Source organism: Aurantimonas sp. E1-2-R+4, assembly GCF_036549515.1.
In the GTDB taxonomy this organism is placed as follows: domain Bacteria; phylum Pseudomonadota; class Alphaproteobacteria; order Rhizobiales; family Rhizobiaceae; genus Aurantimonas; species Aurantimonas coralicida_A.
Window position 1 is genome coordinate 1 of the sequence record NZ_JAZHLK010000065.1, and the last position, 19,660, is coordinate 19,660.

22 protein-coding genes are annotated in these 19,660 nt (G+C 64.7%); 18 read left to right on the top strand and 4 right to left on the bottom strand.

The features are described from left to right. From VQ045_RS19505 to folD, 6 genes are all read left to right on the top strand, one after another. Nucleotides 1-450: hypothetical protein (locus VQ045_RS19505; protein WP_331831295.1), on the top strand; the 450-nt coding region annotated here is incomplete at its 5' end. Nucleotides 451-454: 4 nt separating this feature from the next. Beyond that, complete coding sequence (locus VQ045_RS19510; RefSeq protein WP_331831296.1) at nucleotides 455-1,306, top strand: hypothetical protein; 852 nt, start codon at nucleotides 455-457, stop codon at nucleotides 1,304-1,306. A gap of 575 nt (nucleotides 1,307-1,881) precedes the next feature. Next, the gene (locus VQ045_RS22100) at nucleotides 1,882-2,328 is read left to right on the top strand and encodes a tetratricopeptide repeat protein (RefSeq protein WP_442879909.1); all 447 of its coding nucleotides are present in this window, start codon (nucleotides 1,882-1,884) and stop codon (nucleotides 2,326-2,328) included. Then, nucleotides 2,249-2,908 carry a tetratricopeptide repeat protein gene (locus VQ045_RS19520; protein ID WP_331831297.1) on the top strand — a complete coding sequence of 220 codons (660 nt, stop codon included), beginning with the start codon at nucleotides 2,249-2,251 and terminating at the stop codon, nucleotides 2,906-2,908. The genes VQ045_RS22100 and VQ045_RS19520 overlap by 80 nt, the downstream gene beginning before the upstream one ends. A gap of 704 nt (nucleotides 2,909-3,612) precedes the next feature. After that, a complete protein-coding gene (locus VQ045_RS19525; RefSeq protein WP_331831298.1) occupies nucleotides 3,613-4,782 on the top strand; it encodes an NAD(P)/FAD-dependent oxidoreductase in 1,170 nt (389 codons plus the stop codon). A gap of 104 nt (nucleotides 4,783-4,886) precedes the next feature. Continuing rightward, the gene (folD, locus tag VQ045_RS19530; RefSeq protein ID WP_331831299.1) at nucleotides 4,887-5,804 is read left to right on the top strand and encodes a bifunctional methylenetetrahydrofolate dehydrogenase/methenyltetrahydrofolate cyclohydrolase FolD; all 918 of its coding nucleotides are present in this window, start codon (nucleotides 4,887-4,889) and stop codon (nucleotides 5,802-5,804) included. An 11-nt stretch (nucleotides 5,805-5,815) separates the two neighbouring features. On the opposite strand, the gene grpE is transcribed toward folD, so the two are convergent. Both grpE and hrcA read right to left on the bottom strand, forming a co-directional pair. Continuing rightward, nucleotides 5,816-6,457: a nucleotide exchange factor GrpE gene (gene grpE, locus VQ045_RS19535; protein ID WP_442879910.1), complete on the bottom strand. Its 642-nt coding sequence runs from the start codon at nucleotides 6,455-6,457 to the stop codon at nucleotides 5,816-5,818. Nucleotides 6,458-6,662: 205 nt separating this feature from the next. Further along, nucleotides 6,663-7,775, bottom strand: coding sequence for a heat-inducible transcriptional repressor HrcA (gene hrcA / locus VQ045_RS19540; protein WP_327648777.1), 1,113 nt, complete (start codon nucleotides 7,773-7,775; stop codon nucleotides 6,663-6,665). Nucleotides 7,776-7,954: 179 nt separating this feature from the next. On the opposite strand from hrcA, the gene rph reads away from it, so the two are divergent. The 11 genes from rph (at nucleotide 7,955) to fae (ending at nucleotide 16,632) form a co-directional block, all read left to right on the top strand. Continuing rightward, nucleotides 7,955-8,680, top strand: a complete 726-nt coding sequence (gene rph, locus VQ045_RS19545; protein ID WP_331831301.1) for a ribonuclease PH — start codon at nucleotides 7,955-7,957, stop codon at nucleotides 8,678-8,680. Then, nucleotides 8,677-9,321, top strand: a complete 645-nt coding sequence (gene rdgB, locus VQ045_RS19550) for an RdgB/HAM1 family non-canonical purine NTP pyrophosphatase (protein ID WP_327648779.1) — start codon at nucleotides 8,677-8,679, stop codon at nucleotides 9,319-9,321. The genes rph and rdgB overlap by 4 nt, the downstream gene beginning before the upstream one ends. Beyond that, nucleotides 9,318-10,514, top strand: coding sequence for a radical SAM family heme chaperone HemW (gene hemW, locus VQ045_RS19555; RefSeq protein WP_327624294.1), 1,197 nt, complete (start codon nucleotides 9,318-9,320; stop codon nucleotides 10,512-10,514). The genes rdgB and hemW overlap by 4 nt, the downstream gene beginning before the upstream one ends. Before the next feature lie 94 nt (nucleotides 10,515-10,608). Further along, the gene (locus tag VQ045_RS19560; RefSeq protein WP_327624293.1) at nucleotides 10,609-10,884 is read left to right on the top strand and encodes a ribbon-helix-helix domain-containing protein; all 276 of its coding nucleotides are present in this window, start codon (nucleotides 10,609-10,611) and stop codon (nucleotides 10,882-10,884) included. Beyond that, nucleotides 10,874-11,170, top strand: coding sequence for a type II toxin-antitoxin system RelE/ParE family toxin (locus tag VQ045_RS19565; RefSeq protein WP_327648780.1), 297 nt, complete (start codon nucleotides 10,874-10,876; stop codon nucleotides 11,168-11,170). The genes VQ045_RS19560 and VQ045_RS19565 overlap by 11 nt, the downstream gene beginning before the upstream one ends. A gap of 37 nt (nucleotides 11,171-11,207) precedes the next feature. Continuing rightward, on the top strand, nucleotides 11,208-12,101 hold the full coding sequence (gene rsmI / locus VQ045_RS19570; protein ID WP_331831302.1) for a 16S rRNA (cytidine(1402)-2'-O)-methyltransferase: 894 nt from the start codon (nucleotides 11,208-11,210) through the stop codon (nucleotides 12,099-12,101). Continuing rightward, on the top strand, nucleotides 12,098-12,481 hold the full coding sequence (locus tag VQ045_RS19575) for a YraN family protein (RefSeq protein ID WP_327624289.1): 384 nt from the start codon (nucleotides 12,098-12,100) through the stop codon (nucleotides 12,479-12,481). Before rsmI ends, VQ045_RS19575 begins: the two co-directional genes overlap by 4 nt. Nucleotides 12,482-12,636: 155 nt before the next feature. Then, complete coding sequence (locus tag VQ045_RS19580; protein WP_327624288.1) at nucleotides 12,637-14,457, top strand: ABC transporter ATP-binding protein; 1,821 nt, start codon at nucleotides 12,637-12,639, stop codon at nucleotides 14,455-14,457. A gap of 36 nt (nucleotides 14,458-14,493) precedes the next feature. Beyond that, a complete protein-coding gene (gene dapB / locus VQ045_RS19585; RefSeq protein ID WP_331831303.1) occupies nucleotides 14,494-15,309 on the top strand; it encodes a 4-hydroxy-tetrahydrodipicolinate reductase in 816 nt (271 codons plus the stop codon). Between the two features lie 51 nt (nucleotides 15,310-15,360). Further along, nucleotides 15,361-15,981, top strand: a complete 621-nt coding sequence (locus VQ045_RS19590; protein WP_331831304.1) for a 2,3-bisphosphoglycerate-dependent phosphoglycerate mutase — start codon at nucleotides 15,361-15,363, stop codon at nucleotides 15,979-15,981. A gap of 102 nt (nucleotides 15,982-16,083) precedes the next feature. Next, complete coding sequence (fae, locus tag VQ045_RS19595) at nucleotides 16,084-16,632, top strand: formaldehyde-activating enzyme (RefSeq protein ID WP_331831305.1); 549 nt, start codon at nucleotides 16,084-16,086, stop codon at nucleotides 16,630-16,632. Between the two features lie 69 nt (nucleotides 16,633-16,701). Here the strand turns inward: fae and VQ045_RS19600 are convergent, their stop codons facing one another. Next, complete coding sequence (locus tag VQ045_RS19600) at nucleotides 16,702-17,562, bottom strand: bifunctional helix-turn-helix domain-containing protein/methylated-DNA--[protein]-cysteine S-methyltransferase (protein WP_331831309.1); 861 nt, start codon at nucleotides 17,560-17,562, stop codon at nucleotides 16,702-16,704. Between the two features lie 129 nt (nucleotides 17,563-17,691). Beyond that, nucleotides 17,692-18,201, bottom strand: coding sequence for a DUF2244 domain-containing protein (locus VQ045_RS19605; protein ID WP_331831306.1), 510 nt, complete (start codon nucleotides 18,199-18,201; stop codon nucleotides 17,692-17,694). A 25-nt stretch (nucleotides 18,202-18,226) separates the two neighbouring features. On the opposite strand from VQ045_RS19605, the gene nth reads away from it, so the two are divergent. Then, complete coding sequence (nth, locus tag VQ045_RS19610; protein ID WP_331831307.1) at nucleotides 18,227-19,033, top strand: endonuclease III; 807 nt, start codon at nucleotides 18,227-18,229, stop codon at nucleotides 19,031-19,033. The last annotated feature ends 627 nt before the right edge of the window (nucleotides 19,034-19,660 follow it).

Here is a 19,660-nt window from a genome sequence, read left to right on the forward strand (position 1 = left end):
GGATTTCGAGAACCTGTCGCGCAACGCGCTCGCATTCCTCAAACTGGCGTCTATCCGCCTAATGCTGCGAAGGCTTTGTTCAAATTGAACAACTTTCCGGACCGACTCTCAGGGGTTGAAATGCAAGTTGTTATCGGAGTTCTAATAAGCTTCGCCGCTGCTCTGGTGTTTTTTGTCGTGGAGCCGATGCTCTTAGGGATCGATGAAGCTTGGAGAATAACTGCGACGGCTTTGGTATTCGTGATTGTTATTTGCATAACCTTTGTTTTGAACTGGTTACAATCTGACTCTCCGAAAAAGCCGCGCTCCATCGGCGTAGGAAATAAATCTAAGAAAGACCTTTATATTGAAATTGATAAATTGAAAGCGAAGGGTGGGTCAGGAAATATTGCTTCCCAGAACGAATCTGGCGGCAATACCAAGATCAAAATCTCTGATAGCGACCTTTGACAGAATGACGCACGCGCATTTTCGTTTGGACTGGCTGCGAGAAGCCAATAAGCTCAATCCCTATTTCGACGGGCAGCCGGGCGTCGTTCGGATCGACTTTGAGTCGGAAGATGCGGCTGTGGACAAGTTCAATCATTTCATCAAGGAACAGTTTCAACGTGGGAATGCCAACTGCCACTGGCTTTCTCTGCGACTTGATGATGAGTGGAGCACGACCTTTACCGTCGATGACCAGATTTTTGCAGTCGCACGGAAACTCGAAGAGTCCGGTGTCCAAGTCGACTGGAAACAGGCACAAAGTTCCGTCGGTGATGTCGCATCAGGAAATCACGCCGGTGGCGACATAGACATCAATATTTCTGACTCCGTGATCGTGAATGGAATGGATGCATCGCCGAAGGGGGTTGAATATCGTCTCGGGCTCGTATGCGACGCAATGAAGAAGTTCGTCGAGAACGGCGGCCACTTCATGCTGATTATCAATGATATGAAACGCCACGATCAAGGCAGAATCTGGAAGACAATTTGGAACGCAGGTCTTCGGGATGCCGGAGGAGACAACCTTTCGCTGATCTACTATGTTGGGCGTCAGTGCGGGCAAGTACCGCACGATGACGCGCCTGCACCGAATGTGGCGTTCAGGCTTCCCCATGACATCGAGACCGATGAAGCCAGACAGGATGAGGTATACAATGATATTATCGAGATTTTGACGACCCGTGAGGGGTACAATGCTGATGAAGCGTCCAAGGCCGCAGGCTCTATTGTCGGCAGCAACTCGTATTCTGTAAGAAGGCTGCATATGAGCCTTTCCAGCACGATCATGTTCAACGCTGCCAAGAAAGGCTGTGTTTGACCGTGAGCGTGCTTGAAGAATTCCTTCAAGGTGCACCGGACGGCGTTGCAGAAACGCTCGCGGCCCTGGCTTGTGCGGAAAGCCTGACAGATGAGGTTGCGCGGGCCATTTACGACAAGGTGCCTGTTCCGGGATTGAGCGCAGAGCGGTTCCTGTCCGCGTTCAAATACTCCGGCTTGACGGAGCCAAGAAACAGTGAATGGAACCTCAATCACGAACTGCGGGATGAACTCGTTCGCTCGGATTTGCTGCCCTCGGATGCAAAGCATTCGGTGCATCGCTATCTGGCGGAGCTGGGAGGGAAAACTGATCTCCGCGATGAGGCGGGCAGAACAGTCCCGACTTATCTGTTCTCGGAGGCTGGGCTCGCCTATCACCTGGCCGGGTCCGGCGATACTGATGCGGCTTTGGAGCATTACAGCCGCGCGTCGCGGGGTTCATTCAATGGCGCGCAATGGCTCGGCGCGAAACTGGTTGAGGAGCAGGAACAGACGGGCGTCATACCAGAAGGGCAGATCGAGACGACCTTTTTGCGTGCTTGGGTAATGCTTCGGCAAGGTCGCAAAAAAGAGGCGATGCCGCTTTTCGAGAAAATCGCCGAAACGGATTTGGAAAAGCGTGAAGTTGAAATTTCACTGCACCTTGTTGCAAACAGTCTTCCTCCGAGGCGCTCTGATGATGCAGAAAGAAAACTGCATCGGGCCATCGAGATCGGAGAAGTGCTCGGCAACCGTTTCGGCGTCGCCCAGACCCTTCATAGCCTCGCCAATCTCCTGAGCAGGCAGGCTGGGCGCTGGGACGAGGCGGAGAAGGCCTATCGTGAGAGCATCGAAATTGGCGAAAGCCTCGACAACCGTTTCCATGTCGCCCAGACCCTTCATAGCCTCGCCAATCTCCTGAGCAGGCAGGCTGGGCGCTGGGACGAGGCGGAGAAGGCCTATCGTGAGAGCATCGAAATNCCTCGCCAATCTCCTGAGCAGGCAGGCTGGGCGCTGGGACGAGGCGGAGAAGGCCTATCGTGAGAGCATCGAAATGCTCCAAAGCCTTGGAGACCGTTTCGGCGTCGCCCAGACCCTTCATAGCCTCACCAATCTCCTGAGCAGGCAGGCTGGGCGCTGGGAAGACGCGGAGAAGGCCTATCGTGAGAGCATCGAAATTGGCGAAAGCCTCGACAACCGTTTCCATGTCGCCCAGACCCTTCATAGCCTCGCCAATCTCCTGAGCAGGCAGGCTGGGCGCTGGGACGAGGCGGAGAAGGCCTATCGTGAGAGCATCGAAATTGGCGAAAGCCTCGACAACCGTTTCCATGTCGCCCAGACCCTTCATAGCCTCGCCAATCTCCTGAGCAGGCAGGATGGGCGGTTGGAGGAAGCGGAGCGCATTTTCGAGGAAAGCCTCGAACTTGGAGAAAAGCTCGACAGAGACAATCATGTCGCCCAGGTGCTCCGCAGCTATGCGTTGGCCATTGAGCGGCGCGACGCGCAGAAGGCACTGGACTTGTTGAACCGTTCTCTCGACATCAACGAGCGACGCGGCAACCGCAGGTTTAGCAACCTTGTCAGGCAAACAATCCAGCAAGTCCGCAAGCGGACCGGGCGTTAACGCCCCCCCCATTTCCGGTTTGTTGCCCTTTGATCGACGCTGAACATGCAAAGGCGGGTAGAGGCTACCACTCATCGTTCGCTCCACATCTGCTATCTTGCGACTCGGGAGGGCGTGGCGGCGACCACCAAGAGTCGCAAGCCGCGCCCGGAGGGTGTCGCACAAGAAGATCAGTTCCAGAAAAACACGCTGACAGGACTACGCCGACAACGAGACCGCATGCGGCGCCCCACGAACGGCGGATTGTTCGTTGTTGTGTCGAACACCCACATTTTCCGCTGCGCGGACCTCGGAAGCTACCGCAGCCAAGGTCCGCTCTCCGCGCTCCGTTGACCTTAACACACTTCGCAACGAACGACCGCTTTCGGGAAGGCCTTGAGAAGCAGCGAAGGTCCGACATTGGGCGCGAAGCGGACGAGTCCCTTGCTCTGCGGCCTCCTCACCCCCGCGTCCGTCATGGGTCGCACGGGCCGCAGTCGCCCGGCCATGCTTCGCCAGCGCCCACGAGCCGAGCGCATCGCGTGCCACCAGCAATTCCTCTCCGATATCCGTGCGCTCGTATTCCCCCTTCGGCGGGATCGTGGGATAGGCCGTGAGGCTGCCGAGCCCTTTACTCACGAACGCGATGGAGCGTACGACGCCATCGATCGGGTCAAGGCCATCGCGCGCTTCACGCGGTCATCGCGCCGCAGTAAAAGGCCGACATGGACTACGATGCGATCATCCTCGGCGCGGGCGGCGCGGGTCTCCTGGCCGCGGCGACCGCGGGCAAGGCCGGCGCGCGGATTTGCGTCATCGATCATGCCGACAAGCCGGGCAAGAAGATCCTGATCTCGGGCGGCGGGCGGTGCAATTTCACCAACCGGGAGACCGAGCCCGCGTGCTTCCTGTCCGAGAACCCGCATTTCGCCAAATCCGCGCTCAGCCGCTACACCCAGTGGGATTTCCTCGCGCTGGTCGAGCAGCACGGCATCGCCTGGCACGAAAAGACCCTCGGACAGCTGTTCTGCGACGGGTCCGCGCGGCAGATCGTTGAGATGCTCGTGGGCGAATGCCAACGCGGCGGCGTCGAGATCCGGCTGTCCACGGATATCGGCGAGATCAGCCACGCCGACGGGCGCTTCCGGGTCGCCAATGCGACGGCGCCGCAACTGGTCATCGCGACGGGCGGCCCCTCGATCCCGAAAATGGGCGCGACGGGCAAGGCCTATGAGATCGCCCGGCGCTTCGGCCTCAATGTCGTCACGCCACGTCCGGCGCTCGTGCCGTTGACCCTCGGTCCGGACGAGAGGCTGTTCCGGGAGATTTCAGGAGTGTCCTGCCCGGCCGTGGCGCGCGTCGGCGACACGGCCTTCGAGGAGGCCGCGCTGTTCACGCACAAAGGGCTTTCGGGGCCGGCCATCCTGCAGATCTCGTCCTACTGGAAACCCGGCGAGACCATCGCGCTCACCCTGGTCGCGGCATCCGCCGAGATGCTGCGCGGCGCCAAACGGCGGATGCCGCGCGCGCATATGAAAGCGGCTCTGGCCGAGCGCCTTCCGAACCGGCTGGCCGAGGCCCTCGCCGCCCGCATCGACATCGCCAGGGAGCTCGGCAATATCGCGGATGCCGAGCTCGATCACGCGGCCGAAACCCTGACGCGGCTGACCTTCCGCCCGACGGGAACCGAAGGCTTTGCCAAGGCCGAAGTGACGGCGGGCGGGATCGACACGGCGGAACTCTCCTCCAAGACCATGGAGGCGCGCCGTGTTCCGGGCCTCTACGCCATCGGCGAAGCCGTCGACGTGACCGGCTGGCTCGGCGGCTACAATTTCCAGTGGGCCTGGTCATCGGGCGTCGCCGCCGGCCGGGCGATCGCCGCGCGCATGGGGTGATGGCGATCGCCGCTTTCCGCCGCCCCTTTCCCCACACCCTTTCCCCGCACCCTCGATCTGCCCTAAGAACCCTGTCGGCACCGGCATTTGGGGGAGCGGCAGACATGACGGCACAGCGGATCGACGGCAAGGCGCGCGCGGCGCGGATCATCGAGGAGGTGAAGCGCGCGGCCGACGCGCTCACCACCGAGACCGGCATGGAGCCGGGGCTGGCCGTCGTCATCGTCGGCGAGGACCCGGCCAGCCAGGTCTATGTCGGCTCCAAGGCGCGGACCGCCAAGGACTGCGGCTTCAAATCAGTCAAGCATGTGCTGGGCGCCGAGATCGGCGAGGCCGCGCTGCTCGGCAAGATCCGCGAGCTCAACGCCGACCCGACCATCCACGGCATTCTGGTGCAATTGCCGCTCCCCGATCAGATCGACGAGGCCAAGGTGATTCAGGCGATCGCGCCGGACAAGGATGTCGACGGCTTCGGCCTCGTCAATGTCGGCCGCCTCTCGACCGGCGCCCTCGACACGGCCTTCGTGCCCTGCACGCCGGCCGGCTCGATGATCCTGATCCGCGACATCCTCGGCGACGATTTGTCGGGCAAGACGGCCGTCGTCGTCGGCCGCTCCAACATCGTCGGCAAGCCGATGGCGCAGCTGCTGCTCGCCGCCAACGCGACGGTGACCATCGCCCATTCGCGCACCAAGGACCTTCCCGCCGTCTGCCGGGGCGCCGACATTCTGGTCGCGGCCGTCGGGCGGCCCGAGATGATCACCGGCGACTATGTGAAGGCGGGCGCCGTCGTCATCGACGTCGGCATCAACCGGATCGCCGCGCCGGAAAAGGGCCTCGGTGACGACGGCAAGCCGAAGACGCGCCTCGTCGGCGACGTCGCCTTTGCCTCGGCCACCGAAAAGGCCGCGGCGGTCACGCCGGTGCCGGGCGGCGTCGGGCCGATGACCATCGCCATGCTGATGGCCAACACGCTGACCGCCGCCTACCGCGCGGCGGGACGGAAACCGCCCGCGTTTTGAACGCCGCCTGATTACGCCGCGTCGCCCGCGGTGCCGGCCTCGGCCGTCTCGTCCGGCTTCGGCTGGCCCTGCTTCGGCCCGCCCTTGGCGACGCCGACCATTGCCGGCCGCAGCACCCGGTCGCCGATCGCATAGCCCGCCTGCACCACCTGGACGACGGTGTTGTTGGGGACCTCCGGGTTCGGCACCTCGAACATCGCCTGATGGAAATGCGGATCGAAGCGCTGGCCCTCCGGATCGAGCTTCTTCACGCCATGCTTTTCGAGCGTGCCCAGCAGCCCGCGCTCGGTCACCTCGATGCCGTCGATCAGGGCGTTGAGGCCATCGTCGCCGTGTTCCTTGGCCTCGGCCGGAACCGCCTCGATGGCGCGGCGCAGATTATCGGCGACCGACAGCATCTCGCGGGCGAAGCTGGTGACGGCGTAGGTGCGCGCGTCCTTGATCTCGCGCTCGGTGCGCCGGCGCAGATTTTCCATGTCGGCGGCAAGCCGCAGCAGGCGATCCTTGACGTCGGCATTCTCGGCCTCGAGATCGGCGATGCGGGCGGCATCGGCGTCGGCCGCCGCATCCGCATCGGCAAAGCCGCTCGCGGCATCCGCGGCGAACTCGTCATCGGCGTTGGCGTTGGCCGCGCCTCGCTCGGTTTCCGCCATCGCCGCCCTGTCGGCCGCCGCGGCTTCCGCCGCCTCGCTGCGGTAGACACCCTGAGTGCGCCTGTCTTTCTCGCTTGCCATCCGTCCTTCACCTCATCTCAGTCGCGCGCCGCAACACGCTTCTCTTCGGCTCGTGGGAGGGCGAGCGCGGATTGCGGCGGAAAATCATTATCGAGGCCGCATATCGAATTGACGGGCGCAGAAATCAAGCCTCGCGCGCGGCAGAGCCCTTGGCGAGCAGTCGGGAGACGATACGCGCGGTATAATCGACCATCGGCACGATGCGCTTGTAGTTGAGCCGGGTCGGGCCGATGACGCCGACCGCGCCGATGACGTTTTCCGTGCCACCCCTGTAGGGCGCGACGACCAGCGACGAACCCGACAGCGAGAACAGCTTGTTCTCCGAGCCGATGAAGATGCGCACGCCGTTGCCGGTTTCGGCAAGGCCGAGCAGCTCGATGATGCCGCTTTTGGTCTCCAGATCGTCGAACAAGAGGCGCAGGCGGTCCAGATCCTCGGCCGCCGTGACGTTTTCCAAAAGATTGGCCCGGCCACGCACGATCAGCCGCGCCGGCTGATCGGCGGAGGCACCGGACCAGACGGCGAGGCCCTTGTCGACGAGCTCGCGCGACAGGACGTCGAGGGCGTTCGCCGTCTCGTCCTTCAGCCGGGCGATGCGCTCGCTGGCCTCGCCGAGCGTCCGCCCGACCACATGGGCATTGAGGAAATTGCCGGCCTCAATGAGCTGCGAGGCAGTGATCCCGGCCGGAAGGTCGAGGATGCGGTTTTCGACCTCGCCATTGGCGCCGACCAGCACCGCCAGCGCCTTGGTCGGCTCCAGCCGGATGAACTCGATATGTTTCAGCCGCAGGTCGGATTTGGCGGTCAGCACGATGCCGGCGCCGCGCGACAGGCCGGACAAGAGATTGCTCGCCTCGGTCAGCAGCGAATCGAACGGCCTTCCGTCGCCGGACAACCGGACCTTTTCCTCGATCTCCTCGCGCTCGGAGGCGCCGAGATCGCCGACCTCCAGAAACGCGTCGACGAAAAACCGCAGGCCGAGCTCGGTCGGCAGCCGCCCGGCGCTGACATGCGGGGCGTAGATGAGGCCGAGCGCCTCCAGATCGCTCATCACGTTGCGGATCGAGGCCGGCGACAGCGCGTTGCTCAAGAGCTTCGACAACATGCGCGAGCCGACCGGCTCGCCGATGTCCAGATAGCTCTCGACGATCAGCCGGAAGATGTCACGCGTCCGCTCGTCGAGACCCAGTGGGGTTGCGGCGACCAAGTCGCTGACTGGCAAGCGGAATTCGGTCATGATTGGGTGTTCGCTTCGGGCACCATCTAACTATAGGTGTCCCGGCCGGCGGAGCCAAGCCGCAATGCCGTTCTCTCGATGTGCCCGGCTTGCCGCCTCGCCGCATGGCCGGTACAAGCCCGGCACAACCCGTGGCGGTTATTCGCCTTCTTTCAAAGACTATTATTCAGGACGGCATCATGCGCCCATCGAAACGCGCCGGCGACCAGTTGAGGCTCGTCAGCCTCGAGCGCGATTTTTCACGCCACGCGGAAGGCTCCTGTCTCGTCAAGTTCGGCGACACCCATGTGCTGTGCACCGCGAGCCTGGAAGAGCGGGTGCCCGGCTGGCTGAAGAACTCCGGCAAGGGCTGGGTGACCGCCGAATACGGCATGCTGCCGCGCGCCACCGGCGAGCGCATGCGCCGCGAGGCCGCCAGCGGCAAGCAGTCCGGCCGCACCCAGGAGATCCAGCGCCTGATCGGGCGCTCGCTGCGCGCGGTCGTCGATCTGCAAGCGCTCGGCGAACGGTCGATTACCGTCGATTGCGACGTCATTCAGGCCGACGGCGGCACGCGCACGGCAGCGATCACCGGCGGCTTCGTGGCGCTCGCCGACTGTCTCGGCTGGATGGAGGCCCGCTCGATGGTCAAGCGCGACAAGGTGCTGACGGATCATGTCGCGGCGATCTCCTGCGGCATCTACAAGGGCACGCCGGTTCTCGACCTCGATTATCTGGAGGATTCGGCTGCCGAGACCGACGCCAATTTCGTCATGACCGGCACCGGCGGCATCGTCGAGATCCAGGGCACGGCCGAGGGCACGCCGTTTTCGGAGGCCGAGTTCACGGCCCTTCTGGGACTGGCCCGCAACGGCATCGGCGACCTCGTGGCGATGCAGCGCGCGGTGCTCGAGGCCGCCCGGTGAAACTGATCGACCCGAATGACGGGCCGCTTCTCGTCGCCAGCCACAATGTCGGCAAGATCTGGGAGTTCCGCGAACTGCTGGAGCCCTTGGGCTTCGATGTGACGTCGGCGAAGGACCAGAACCTCGACGATCCGGAAGAAACCGGCACCACATTCGAGGCAAACGCCGAGATAAAGGCGCTGGCAGCTATGCGGGCAACAGGCGTTGCGTCGCTTTCGGACGATTCGGGCCTCGTCGTCGACGCGCTCGGGGGCGATCCCGGCATCTATTCGGCGCGCTGGGGTGGACCGGAGCGGGATTTCGCCATGGCGATGCGCAATGTCGAGGAAAAGCTGCAGGCCGCCGGGGCAACGACGCCCGACAAGCGTCGGGCGCGGTTCGTCGCGGTCCTCTGTCTGGCGCGACCGTCCGGCAAGACGCATTTGTTCCGCGGCGAAGTGGACGGCACCATTGTCTGGCCACCGCGCGGCACGCTCGGCTTCGGCTACGATCCGATCTTTCTTCCTGAGGGCCAGGACCGTACCTTCGGCGAGATGATGTCGCTGGAAAAACATGCCTGGAAACCCGGCCAGCCAACGGCGCTCTCGCACCGGGCACGGGCGTTCCAGAAATTCGCGCGCGACGCGCTCGGAGTCGAATGACGGAGCAGAGCCGCCCAACCGGCGACATCCTCGCCTTCGATCCGGCGCCTCGCGAGCCCGGCTTCGGCGTCTATGTGCATTGGCCGTTCTGCGCGGCCAAATGCCCCTATTGCGACTTCAACAGCCATGTTCGCCACAGGCCGATCGACCAGGCCCGTTACGCGGCGGCCTTCGAGCGGGAACTGACCGACGCCGCACGGCGCTCGGCCGGCCAAACCGTCACCTCGATCTTCCTCGGCGGCGGCACCCCCTCGCTGATGGAACCGGCGACGGTCGCGCGGGTCCTCGATGCCGTCGCCGCCAACTGGACCATCGCGAACGGCGCCGAGATCACCCTGGAGGCCAACCCGTCGAGCGTCGAGGCCGAGCGTTTCCGCGGCTACCGGGCGGCCGGCGTCAACCGGGTATCGCTCGGCGTCCAGGCGCTGAACGACCGCGACCTGAAGCTGCTCGGCCGCCTGCATGACGTGGAGCAGGCACTGCACGCCATCGGCCTGGCGCGCGAGATCTTCCCGCGTCTGTCCTTCGACCTGATCTATGCCCGACCCGACCAGACCGTCGACGCCTGGGAGGCGGAACTGACCCGTGCGCTCGATCTCGCCGCCGATCATTTGTCGCTCTACCAATTGACGATCGAGGAGGGCACGCCGTTTTTCGCGCTGCACAAATCCGGCAAGCTGAAGGTTCCGGACGGCGAATTGTCGGCCGAACTCTACGAGGCGACCCAGCGTCTGACCGCGGCGCGCGGCCTGCCGGCCTACGAAATCTCGAACCATGCGGTGCCGGGCGCCGAATCCCGTCACAATCTGACCTATTGGCGCTACGGCCTTTACGCTGGCGTCGGACCCGGCGCCCATGGGCGCCTGATGGGCGAGGACGGTCGCCACGCGATCTCCAACGAGCCGCTGCCGGAAACCTGGCTGAAGATGGTCGAGTCATGGGACAGCGGCGCCGTCGTCGACGATTTGCTGGCACCGGACGAGGAGGCGGACGAGTTGCTCTTGATGGGGCTGCGGCTCACCGAGGGTATCGATCTGGCTCGTTGGCGCCGGCTGAGCGGCCGCGACATCGACGCAAACAGCGAGGCCGACCTGCGCGCCCACGGCATGGTCGAGCGGCTCGGACCCGACCGCATCCGGGCGACGCCGGCGGGTATGCTCGTCCTCGACGCGGTGGTCGCCGATCTGGCGTGAGAACCAAGAGTGACGACTTGTGAATTGGCTGAAGCTCGACTTGAGGGATGTCGCCAGCTAAAATTCGTTTTGCCGCGTCGATGGAGTTCTTGCCATGCAACACCCGAATTCCTTCACGATCGTGTTGGGCGAGGACCAGGCGATCGTCGATGCCAAGCTTCGCACAGGCGAATTCCGAGACGCGAGCGAAGTGGTCAGGGCCGGTTTGCGCGCGCTGGAGCGGGAAGAGGCTTCGCTCGACGAGATGATGCGAAAGAAGGTTCTTTCCGCACTCGCCGACCCGCAGCCATCGATACCGGCAGGCGAAATGTTCGACCGATTGCGCGCGAAGTATGTCGGCGGAGCGAAGCCTGGACGTGATGCCACTTGACGTCCGGTTCGATCCTCATGCCGAACGCGATCTCGATGCGATCGGCGAGTTCATCGCAAAAGACAGCCCGGCCAATGCGGTTCGCTTCCTCGATCGAGTCGAGGGATTTTGCCAAAAGCTGGCGGAGTTTCCTGAAAAGGGCCGTGCCAGACCCGATATTGCCCCCGAGATTCGGTCCTATTCGTTCGAGCGCCGGGTGCAGGTCGCCTATCGGGTCGAAGACGACCATTTGGTTATCCTGCGAATACTTTACGCGGGACAGCGATATGAGGACACCCCGGATTGAGCGAACGCCAAACCGCCGGATCGCGGTCTGTCCCTGAATGACGGACACATCAAGCCGCCGCTACCGCATCCATGACGTCGAACGGACGGCGCCGCGACCCGAGCCGGGCCTTTATCTCGTTGCCACTCCGATCGGCAATCTCGGCGACATCACGCTCAGGGCGCTGGAGATCATCGCCGGGGCCGACCGGCTCGCCTGCGAGGACACCCGCGTCACGGCGAAGCTCCTGGCCCGGTTCGGCATCGGGCGGCGGATGTTTGCCTATCACGAGCACAATGCCGAGAATGCCGGCGCGGCGCTCCTCGCCGACCTCGAAGCGGGCCTGTCGGTCGCGGTGGTTTCCGATGCCGGCACGCCCCTCGTCTCGGACCCTGGCTACCGACTCGTCCGGGAGGCGATCGAACGCAACATTGCAGTCATCCCGATCCCCGGCGCCTCGGCGGCGCTCGCCGCGCTGCTGGCCTCCGGATTACCGTCCGACGCCTTCTTCTTCGGCGGCTTTCCGCCGCAGAAGGAACAGGCGCGCGCCGCACGGCTGCAGGACCTCGCGCGGGTTCCGGGCACGTTGGTCTTCTTCGAAGCCCCGCATCGTATCGCCGACAGCCTCGCCGCCATGGCCGAGGTTTTAGGCGCGCGGCAGGCCGCGGTGTGCCGCGAACTGACCAAGACCTTCGAGACGATCTATCGCGGCACACTGGCCGAATTGGCCGTGGAATTCGCCGCTATGGAACGGGTCCGCGGCGAGATCGTCGTCTGCGTCGCCCCGCCGGACGCGGAGGCGGCCGCCACGAGCGATGACGCGGACACGATCCTCCTGGGGCTTCTGGCCGAGATGAAGCCGACCAGGGCGGCGCAGGAGGCGGCCCGGCTCACCGGCCTTCCCCGGCGCGAGCTCTACCAACGCGCGCTCACCCTCAAGGATGGCCGGTGAAAGCGCCGACCGGGGCGTCCGAAAAGCGGCGCCGGGGCTTTCGCAAGGGGCATCGCGGCGAGCGGCTCGCGGCGTGGGCTCTGCGCCTCACGGGCTATCGCATCCTCGCCGTGCGCCATCGCACCAAACGCGGCGAAATCGATCTCATCGCGCGGCGCGGCGATCTCGTCGCCATCGTCGAGGTCAAAGTCAGGCGAACATTGACGGAGGCGATGGACGCCGTCGGGCCTGAGGCTCAGCGGCGGATCGAGGCGGCGGCCGATCTGTGGCTCGCCCGGCAGCGCGACCACGCACGCCTGTCGCTGCGCTTCGATATCGTCGCCATCCTGCCGTGGCGCTGGCCGGTGCATGTGCCGCATGCCTGGCAGGGACGGCACTGACGTCGCTTTCCCGCATTCGACCGGCGCGATATTATTGTCTCACTGACCTCTTGCGTCCGCTGCTTGCACCGTGCGCGGATAGGCATCGGACCATTGGCGCTCTATAGGACCGGGCAGCCATCACGAAACGACAGACAGCGGGGCCGGCCGCCGGCGTGACGACCACGAAGATCTCCCTGACGAAACCGACCGAGCGCGGCCTGGTTACCGGTCTGCTCAAGCGGATCATCGAAGAGAACGGCCGGCTGTTCCTGCGCCAGTACGCGATCGCCATCGTCTGTCTGGTTCTCGTCGCGGCGTCCACCGCCTTTCTCGCCTGGATCATGCGCAGCGTGATCGATGAGATCTTCGTCCTGCAGAACCGCGCGGCGATCGTCACGCTGCCGATCGTGATCTTCCTGGCATTCACCATCCGCGGTCTGGCGACCTACGGTCAGGGCGTCATCCTGGCGCGGATCGGCAACAACATCGTCGCGCGCTATCAGCGGCGGCTGTTCGCTCATCTCCTCGACCTGTCCGTCGATTTCTTCGGCGAGAACCGCTCGGCGCATCTGGCCGCGCGCATCAACCAGAACGTCGCCGGCATTCGCGACACGCTGAATCTCACCGTCACCTCGATCGCCCGCGATCTGCTGACCCTGGTCTTTCTGGTCTTCGTGATGGTCTATCAGGACCCGCTGCTGTCGCTGATCGCCCTGCTCGCCGGCCCACCCATCGCCCTGATGATCGCCGGGCTGGCACGCAAGCTGCGTGTCGCGACGCGCCAGTCGATCGACCTCAACGCACGCGTACTCGGCTCCATGCAGGAGGCCGCCCAGGGCATCACCGTGGTCAAGGCCTTCACCATGGAAAAGCCGCTGCGCGAGAGGATCGAACATCTGATCCTGGCGGCGGAAGAGCGCTCCAACAGGATCGCCGTGATCACCGAGCGGACCACGCCGGTGACCGAGGTGGTCGCCGGCATCGCCATTGCCGGCGTCATCGCCTATTCCGGCTACCGCGCTATCACCTACGGTTATTCGCCCGGCGCGATGTTCGCGTTCATCACTGCGCTTCTCCTCGCCTACGACCCGGCGCGCCGCCTCGCCAAGCTGCAGGTCCAGCTCGAACGCGCCCTCGTCAACGCGCAGATGATCTACGAGATCCTCGACCTCGAACCGCGCCAGGCCGACCCGGCCGACGCCCAAGGCCTTGTGGTCGAGAAGGGCGAAATCGTCTTTAAGGATGTCGGTTTCGCCTATCACAGCAACGAGCCGGTGTTGCGCGGCCTGAGTTTTACCGCGCCGGCCGGCAAGACGACGGCGCTGATCGGCGCGTCGGGCGGTGGCAAATCCACCATCATCGCCCTGTTGCAGCGCTTCTACGACGTGGAGCAAGGCCGTATCCTGATCGACGGACAGGACATCCGAAACATCACCAAAAGCTCGCTGCGATCGAAAATCGCCTATGTGCCGCAAACGCCGTATCTCTTCGAGGGCACGATCCGCGAGAACATCCGCCTCGGGCGCCCCGACGCGAGCGACGCGGAGATCGACGAAGCGGCGCGGCTTGCCCAGGCCGAGGAATTCATTATCGCTCAGCAGAAAGGCTACGACACGCCGCTCGGGGAAAACGGCGTCTCCCTCTCCGGCGGCCAGCGCCAACGCCTGTCGATCGCCCGCGCCCTGGTGCGCAACGCCCCGATCCTGCTTCTCGACGAAGCGACCTCGGCGCTCGACACCCGATCCGAGACGCTGGTCCAGACGGCGCTCGAACAGGCGATGCGCAACCGCACGGTGCTGGTCGTCGCTCACCGGCTGTCGACGATCGTCAACGCCGACCAGATCCTGGTCATCGACGGCGGCGAGATCGTCGAGCGCGGCACCCATGGCGAACTTGTCGGACGCCCGGATGGACATTATGCCCGCTTCTACGGTCTCCAGACGCATGCCGACCGCCCCCATGCCGAGGCGATCGCCGACACGATGCGCGCCTGACGATCCAATGCGCCGCACAAGGAATTCGGAGTTGAGATGAGCGAAACGAAACTGGTCGTCCTCGGCGCCGCCGGCCGCATGGGCCGAACCCTCGTCCAAATCATCATGGAGACGGACGGCGCCAGGCTGCACGCCGCGCTCGAACATTCCGGCTCGCCGGGACTCGGCAATGACGCGGGAACGCTTGCCGGCGCCGGACATCTCGGCGTGACGATCAGCGACGACGTCAATACCGCGCTCGACGGCGCCGACGGCATCATCGACTTCACCGTGCCGGCCGCCTCGACGGGCTTTGCCGCTCTCGCCGCCAAGCGCGGGCTGGTCCACGTCATCGGCACGACCGGATTTTCAACTGCGGAAGAAGCCGAAATCGCTGCCGCGGCGAAGACCGCGCGCATCGTCAAATCCGGCAATATGAGCCTCGGCGTCAACCTCCTCGTCGGTCTCGTCGAAAAGGCCGCGCGCGCCCTCGGACCGGACGCATTCGACATCGAAATCCTCGAAATGCATCACAAGCACAAGGTAGACGCCCCCTCCGGCACTGCCCTGCTTCTCGGCGAAGCCGCCGCCAAGGGACGCAACGTCAAGCTCGCGGACAACAGCGTGCGGGCCCGCGACGGCCACACCGGCCCACGCGAGGCGGGCACGATCGGTTTTGCCACGCTGCGCGGCGGCTCGGTCGTCGGCGACCATTCGGTGATCCTGGCCGGCGAGGGCGAGCGCATCCAACTCTCCCATCTTGCGGCCGACCGGGCGATCTTCGCGCGTGGCGCTGTGAGGGGCGCGCTCTGGGCCAAGAATCAGGCGCCCGGCCTCTACACCATGCGCGACGTTCTCGGGCTCGCGGACTAACCACCGCCGACCCGCAACCTTCCTCCATCCCTTGCGAATAAAGGCTCTCCCATGTCTCGAACCCTCGTCCTCGTCCGCCACGGCCAGAGCGAATGGAATTTGAAGAACCTCTTCACCGGCTGGAAGGACCCCGGCCTGACGGACAAGGGTGTCGAGGAAGCCAAGGACGCGGGCCGCCGGCTGAAGGCCGGTGGTTTCACCTTCGACATCGCCTTCACCAGCGAACTCTCCCGCGCCCAGCGCACGCTGACGCTGATGCTGGAGGAACTCGGCCAGACGGGTCTGGAGACGATCCGCGACGTCGCGCTCAACGAGCGGGACTACGGTGATCTGTCCGGATTGAACAAGGACGACGCGCGGAAGAAATGGGGCGAGGAGCAGGTCCATGTCTGGCGCCGCTCCTACGACACCCCGCCTCCGGGCGGCGAGAGCCTGAAGGACACCGGCGCGCGGGTCTGGCCCTATTACATCCACGATATCCTGCCGAAGGTGCTCGCCGGCGGCACGGTGCTGGTCGCCGCGCACGGCAATTCGCTGCGCTCTCTGGTCATGGCGCTGGACGGTCTCTCCGGCGAGGAGATCGTCGATCAGGAGATCGCGACCGGCGTGCCGATCGTCTACCGGCTCAACGCCGATTCCACCGTTGCGGAGAAGACCGTCCTCGCCGATTAGGATCAGGCCGATTGCGGCGGGTGCCGCGCTCCGCGGATTTGAGCGCGGCGCCCGAAACTGCTAGGGCGCGGTGGGCGCCTGAACCAGCGAGAGTATGAGATCATGACCGACCGTATCGTCCTGCGCACCGGCGAAGCCCTTGTCGCCGGCGGCCCTCCCGGAACAGCCGCCGAGCCGGAAGTCGTCATCGGGGCGCTCGACGGCCCGGTCGGAACGGCCCTCGCCACGCTCACCGGCGATCAGGTCAAGGGCCACAGCCGCGTTTTCGCGCTGCTCAATACCGACATCATGGTTCGCCCGGTCACACTTTGCGTGTCGAAGGTGACGGTGAAGGATTCGCGATACACCTCGATCCTGATGGGCACGGTACAGTTCGCCATCGCCAACGGCGTGCTCGACGCCGTGCGCGAGGGCATCCTGCCCAAGGATCAGGTCAACGATCTCGGCCTCATCTGCTCGGTCTGGCTGGCTCCGACGATCGTCGATATCAAGGATCTCGACCACAAGGTGCTCTTCGACATCCACCGCAAGGGGATGAAGGAAGCGATCCGCAAGGCGATGACGAACGAACCGTCGATCGACTGGCTGCTGGAGAACCAGGACAAGATCGTCCACAAATATTATCAGATGGGCCTCGACGGCAAAATCTGACGGATGGATCGCGCGGTTCGGCTGGCGCGGTCATCATCCCTCGGCCGCGTCTGAGGACCGGAGGCGCCCTCACTCGCGCGCCAACAGCCCGCATTCCCAGCCGAGCATGGCCCGCTTGCGGGTAATGCCCCAGTGATAGCCGGTGAGTGCGCCGGATTTGCCGACCACCCGGTGGCAGGGCACGACGAAGGAGATCGGGTTGCGCCCGACCGCCGCGCCGACGGCACGGGCGGCCTTCGGCGCGCCGATCCGCTCCGCGACGGTCGAATAGGTCGATGCCTCGCCGACCGGAATGTCCAGCAGTGCTTCCCAGACGCGGATTTCGAAATCCGTGCCGATCATGACGACCCGGAGCGGCCGGTCGGCGCGCCAGTTGGACGGCTCGAAGATGCGGGCGGCCAGCGGCGCGGTCGCGTCCTGATCGCGCCGAAACGATGCCTTCGGCCAGCGCCGGCGCATGTCGTCGAGCGCTTCGGCCTCGCCCGCCGCGCCCGGCTCGGCGAAGGCGAGGCCCGCGAGCCCCCGCTCGGTGGCGATCACCAGCGACAGGCCGAAGGGCGTCGCATGAAAGCCGTAGTCGAGCGCGACCCCCTCGCCCTTCGCCTTGTAGGCGCCCGGCGACAGCGCCTCGTGCTTGACGAAGAGGTCGTGCAGGCGGGACGGGCCGGACATGCCCACCTCGAAGGCGGCGTCGAATAATGTGGCGCCCTCGCCGAGCAGACGGCGGGCGTGGTCGATGGTGACGGCTTGCAGAAACGCTTTCGGGGTCAGCCCCGACCAGCGTTTGAACACCGCCGACAGCGCCTCCTCGTCGCTGCCGAGTGCCCCGGCGATCTCGGCAAGGCTCGGCTGGTGACGATATTCGGTCGAGATGAACTCGATCGTCCTGCGCACGGTGTCGTAGTCGCACAGGCCGGTGGAGGCGGCCATGGGCGCATGCCGGACAGCGGCGGGCTGGGCCGAGGTGACATCGATGGAAAGCATGGTGTGATCTCCTTCGCCTGCCGTCAGATCACGGTCACGCGCCGCCCGCCACCCGATTTTCGGCCCAGCGCCGTCTCAGCGACCTTTCGCCGTCAACAGCGCGCGATGGAATTCGCGGGCGAAGCTCTCGCGGTCGTCGGGATTGAGGAAGCCGCCGATTTCCGTGGAGATTCGGTTGGAATCGACGCTCATGCGGGTGATGCCGATTTCCTCGTGCCGGGCGACCCGGAACCGCGCCCAGAACGGATTGTGATGGGCCTCGCGCACAACGCCGCGCGGCGAGATCTTGCGGATCGCCAGATCGGTGCGCGACAGCGACACCTCCTCGCGCGCTTTCGCCGACCGGAAGCTGGCGCGAAAGGCCCACCAGACCAGCAGGACGTCGAGACCGAAAAAGCCGACGACCGGCCAAGCGCCCCTGGCGAGAAAGCCGAGACTGGTCGCCAGACTCACCAGAGCGACGAAGGCCATCACCACCGTGAAGCCGCGCGGGCCGAGCGAGCGATAGGGCACCAGCAGAGCCTGGAAGATCGGCCGGTCGGCCGTCTGGTCGCTGGTTCGGTTCACCGTGGAATTGTCACCCATGCTCTCGCATCGCTATAGGACCGACATGGCAGAAAAGATCGTCCCACCGCCCCGATTGGTCAAGCGCAAGAGCAGCGGCGCTTCGTCTCAAGGGCGAACCGCGCAGCGTCCACCCGCCCGGCGGCGGCGCATTCCCTATACGCGCGCCGAGATCGCGGAGGTCTTCCGCCGCTTCGCCGTGCAGCGGCCGGAGCCGAAGGGGGAACTCGAACATTCCAACCCGTTCACCCTTCTCGTCGCCGTGGTGCTGTCGGCCCAGGCGACCGATGTCGGGGTCAACAAGGCGACCCGCGGACTCTTCCAGATCGCCGACACGCCGCAAAAGATGGCCGCCCTCGGCGAGGACGCGATCCGCGAGCATATCCGCACGATCGGGCTTTATCGCAACAAGGCCAGGAACGTCGCGGCGCTGGCCCGGACCCTGGTGGAACAGCATGGCGGCGAGGTGCCGCGCGATCGCGCCGGGCTCGAAGCGCTTCCCGGCGTCGGCCGCAAGACCGCCAGCGTGGTGCTCAACTCAGCCTTCGGCGAGGAGACTCTCGCCGTCGACACCCATATCCTGCGGCTCGGCAACCGGTTGAAGCTCGCCCCCGGCACGACGCCGGAAGCGGTGGAGGCGGGGCTCTTGAAGGTCATACCGCAAGCGTATCTCCGCCACGCGCATCACTGGCTGATCCTGCACGGGCGCTATGTCTGCAAGGCGCGCAAGCCCGACTGCGAGGCCTGCGTGATCGCCGATCTCTGCAAGGCGGATGTCAAGACGAGCGACGGTCCGGCGCCGCTTCGCGAGTTGCCCCCCGGTCCCCTGCCGGAACCGACCGCGTCCGGCTGACACCGAACGACCCAAACCATGCGGCAAGTTTCGAGAAGGCCGCTTCCGACCCATCTCTGTCGTTCCAAGTCTTTGACGGCTTTCCGAAAGCCGCCGTTCCTGGAACACCTGACTGTTGGCGTGGTCGGGGCCGGGAGGAGACTGGCGGCAAACGGCGTTTGTTAGGGCGAAAGCTGCCATCATTCTTAGAGTTTGCGAATTCTTGGGGACGGGGGCGACGGAGAGACCTTTAAGAGCAATCGACCACCCGTTCCGTTGCTGACCTGGGCGCAGTCATCGCCGCCCGCCGGGTTGAGCTCGAGCTGACCGAAGCCTCTGTCGAGGACTTCCATAGGCAACCAGCCCAGCGCCGGATGCCCTCGATGATTTCGCCCTCGCTTCTTCCGTAAACACAACCACCAGGTCGTTATCTTCGAGCTGATCCAGGATGTCGAAGGTCCGGCCGCTGCCGATGGCCGCCTCGTTCGCGGCCTCGTTCGCGGCCTCGAGCGCCTAGCGCATGATCATCAGTGAATCTAAGAGTCGGTCCGGAAAGTTGTTCAATTTGAACAAAGCCTTCGCAGCATTAGGCGGATAGACGCCAGTTTGAGGAATGCGAGCGCGTTGCGCGACAGGTTCTCGAAATCC

What these genes read in the sequence shown, in the direction of transcription:
- VQ045_RS19600 (WP_331831309.1), bottom strand. Translation starts at nt 17,562, where the DNA reads ATGGCCGCCTCCACCGGCCTGTGCGACTACGACACCGTGCGCAGGACG.
- nth (WP_331831307.1), top strand. Translation starts at nt 18,227, where the DNA reads ATGGCAGAAAAGATCGTCCCACCGCCCCGATTGGTCAAGCGCAAGAGC.
- VQ045_RS19565 (WP_327648780.1), top strand. Translation starts at nt 10,874, where the DNA reads ATGCCACTTGACGTCCGGTTCGATCCTCATGCCGAACGCGATCTCGAT.
- hrcA (WP_327648777.1), bottom strand. Translation starts at nt 7,775, where the DNA reads ATGACCGAATTCCGCTTGCCAGTCAGCGACTTGGTCGCCGCAACCCCA.
- dapB (WP_331831303.1), top strand. Translation starts at nt 14,494, where the DNA reads ATGAGCGAAACGAAACTGGTCGTCCTCGGCGCCGCCGGCCGCATGGGC.
- VQ045_RS19525 (WP_331831298.1), top strand. Translation starts at nt 3,613, where the DNA reads ATGGACTACGATGCGATCATCCTCGGCGCGGGCGGCGCGGGTCTCCTG.
- VQ045_RS19605 (WP_331831306.1), bottom strand. Translation starts at nt 18,201, where the DNA reads ATGGGTGACAATTCCACGGTGAACCGAACCAGCGACCAGACGGCCGAC.
- VQ045_RS19560 (WP_327624293.1), top strand. Translation starts at nt 10,609, where the DNA reads ATGCAACACCCGAATTCCTTCACGATCGTGTTGGGCGAGGACCAGGCG.
- rsmI (WP_331831302.1), top strand. Translation starts at nt 11,208, where the DNA reads ATGACGGACACATCAAGCCGCCGCTACCGCATCCATGACGTCGAACGG.
- grpE (WP_442879910.1), bottom strand. Translation starts at nt 6,457, where the DNA reads ATGGCGGAAACCGAGCGAGGCGCGGCCAACGCCAACGCCGATGACGAG.
- folD (WP_331831299.1), top strand. Translation starts at nt 4,887, where the DNA reads ATGACGGCACAGCGGATCGACGGCAAGGCGCGCGCGGCGCGGATCATC.
- VQ045_RS19510 (WP_331831296.1), top strand. Translation starts at nt 455, where the DNA reads ATGACGCACGCGCATTTTCGTTTGGACTGGCTGCGAGAAGCCAATAAG.
- rph (WP_331831301.1), top strand. Translation starts at nt 7,955, where the DNA reads ATGCGCCCATCGAAACGCGCCGGCGACCAGTTGAGGCTCGTCAGCCTC.
- VQ045_RS19590 (WP_331831304.1), top strand. Translation starts at nt 15,361, where the DNA reads ATGTCTCGAACCCTCGTCCTCGTCCGCCACGGCCAGAGCGAATGGAAT.
- fae (WP_331831305.1), top strand. Translation starts at nt 16,084, where the DNA reads ATGACCGACCGTATCGTCCTGCGCACCGGCGAAGCCCTTGTCGCCGGC.
- hemW (WP_327624294.1), top strand. Translation starts at nt 9,318, where the DNA reads ATGACGGAGCAGAGCCGCCCAACCGGCGACATCCTCGCCTTCGATCCG.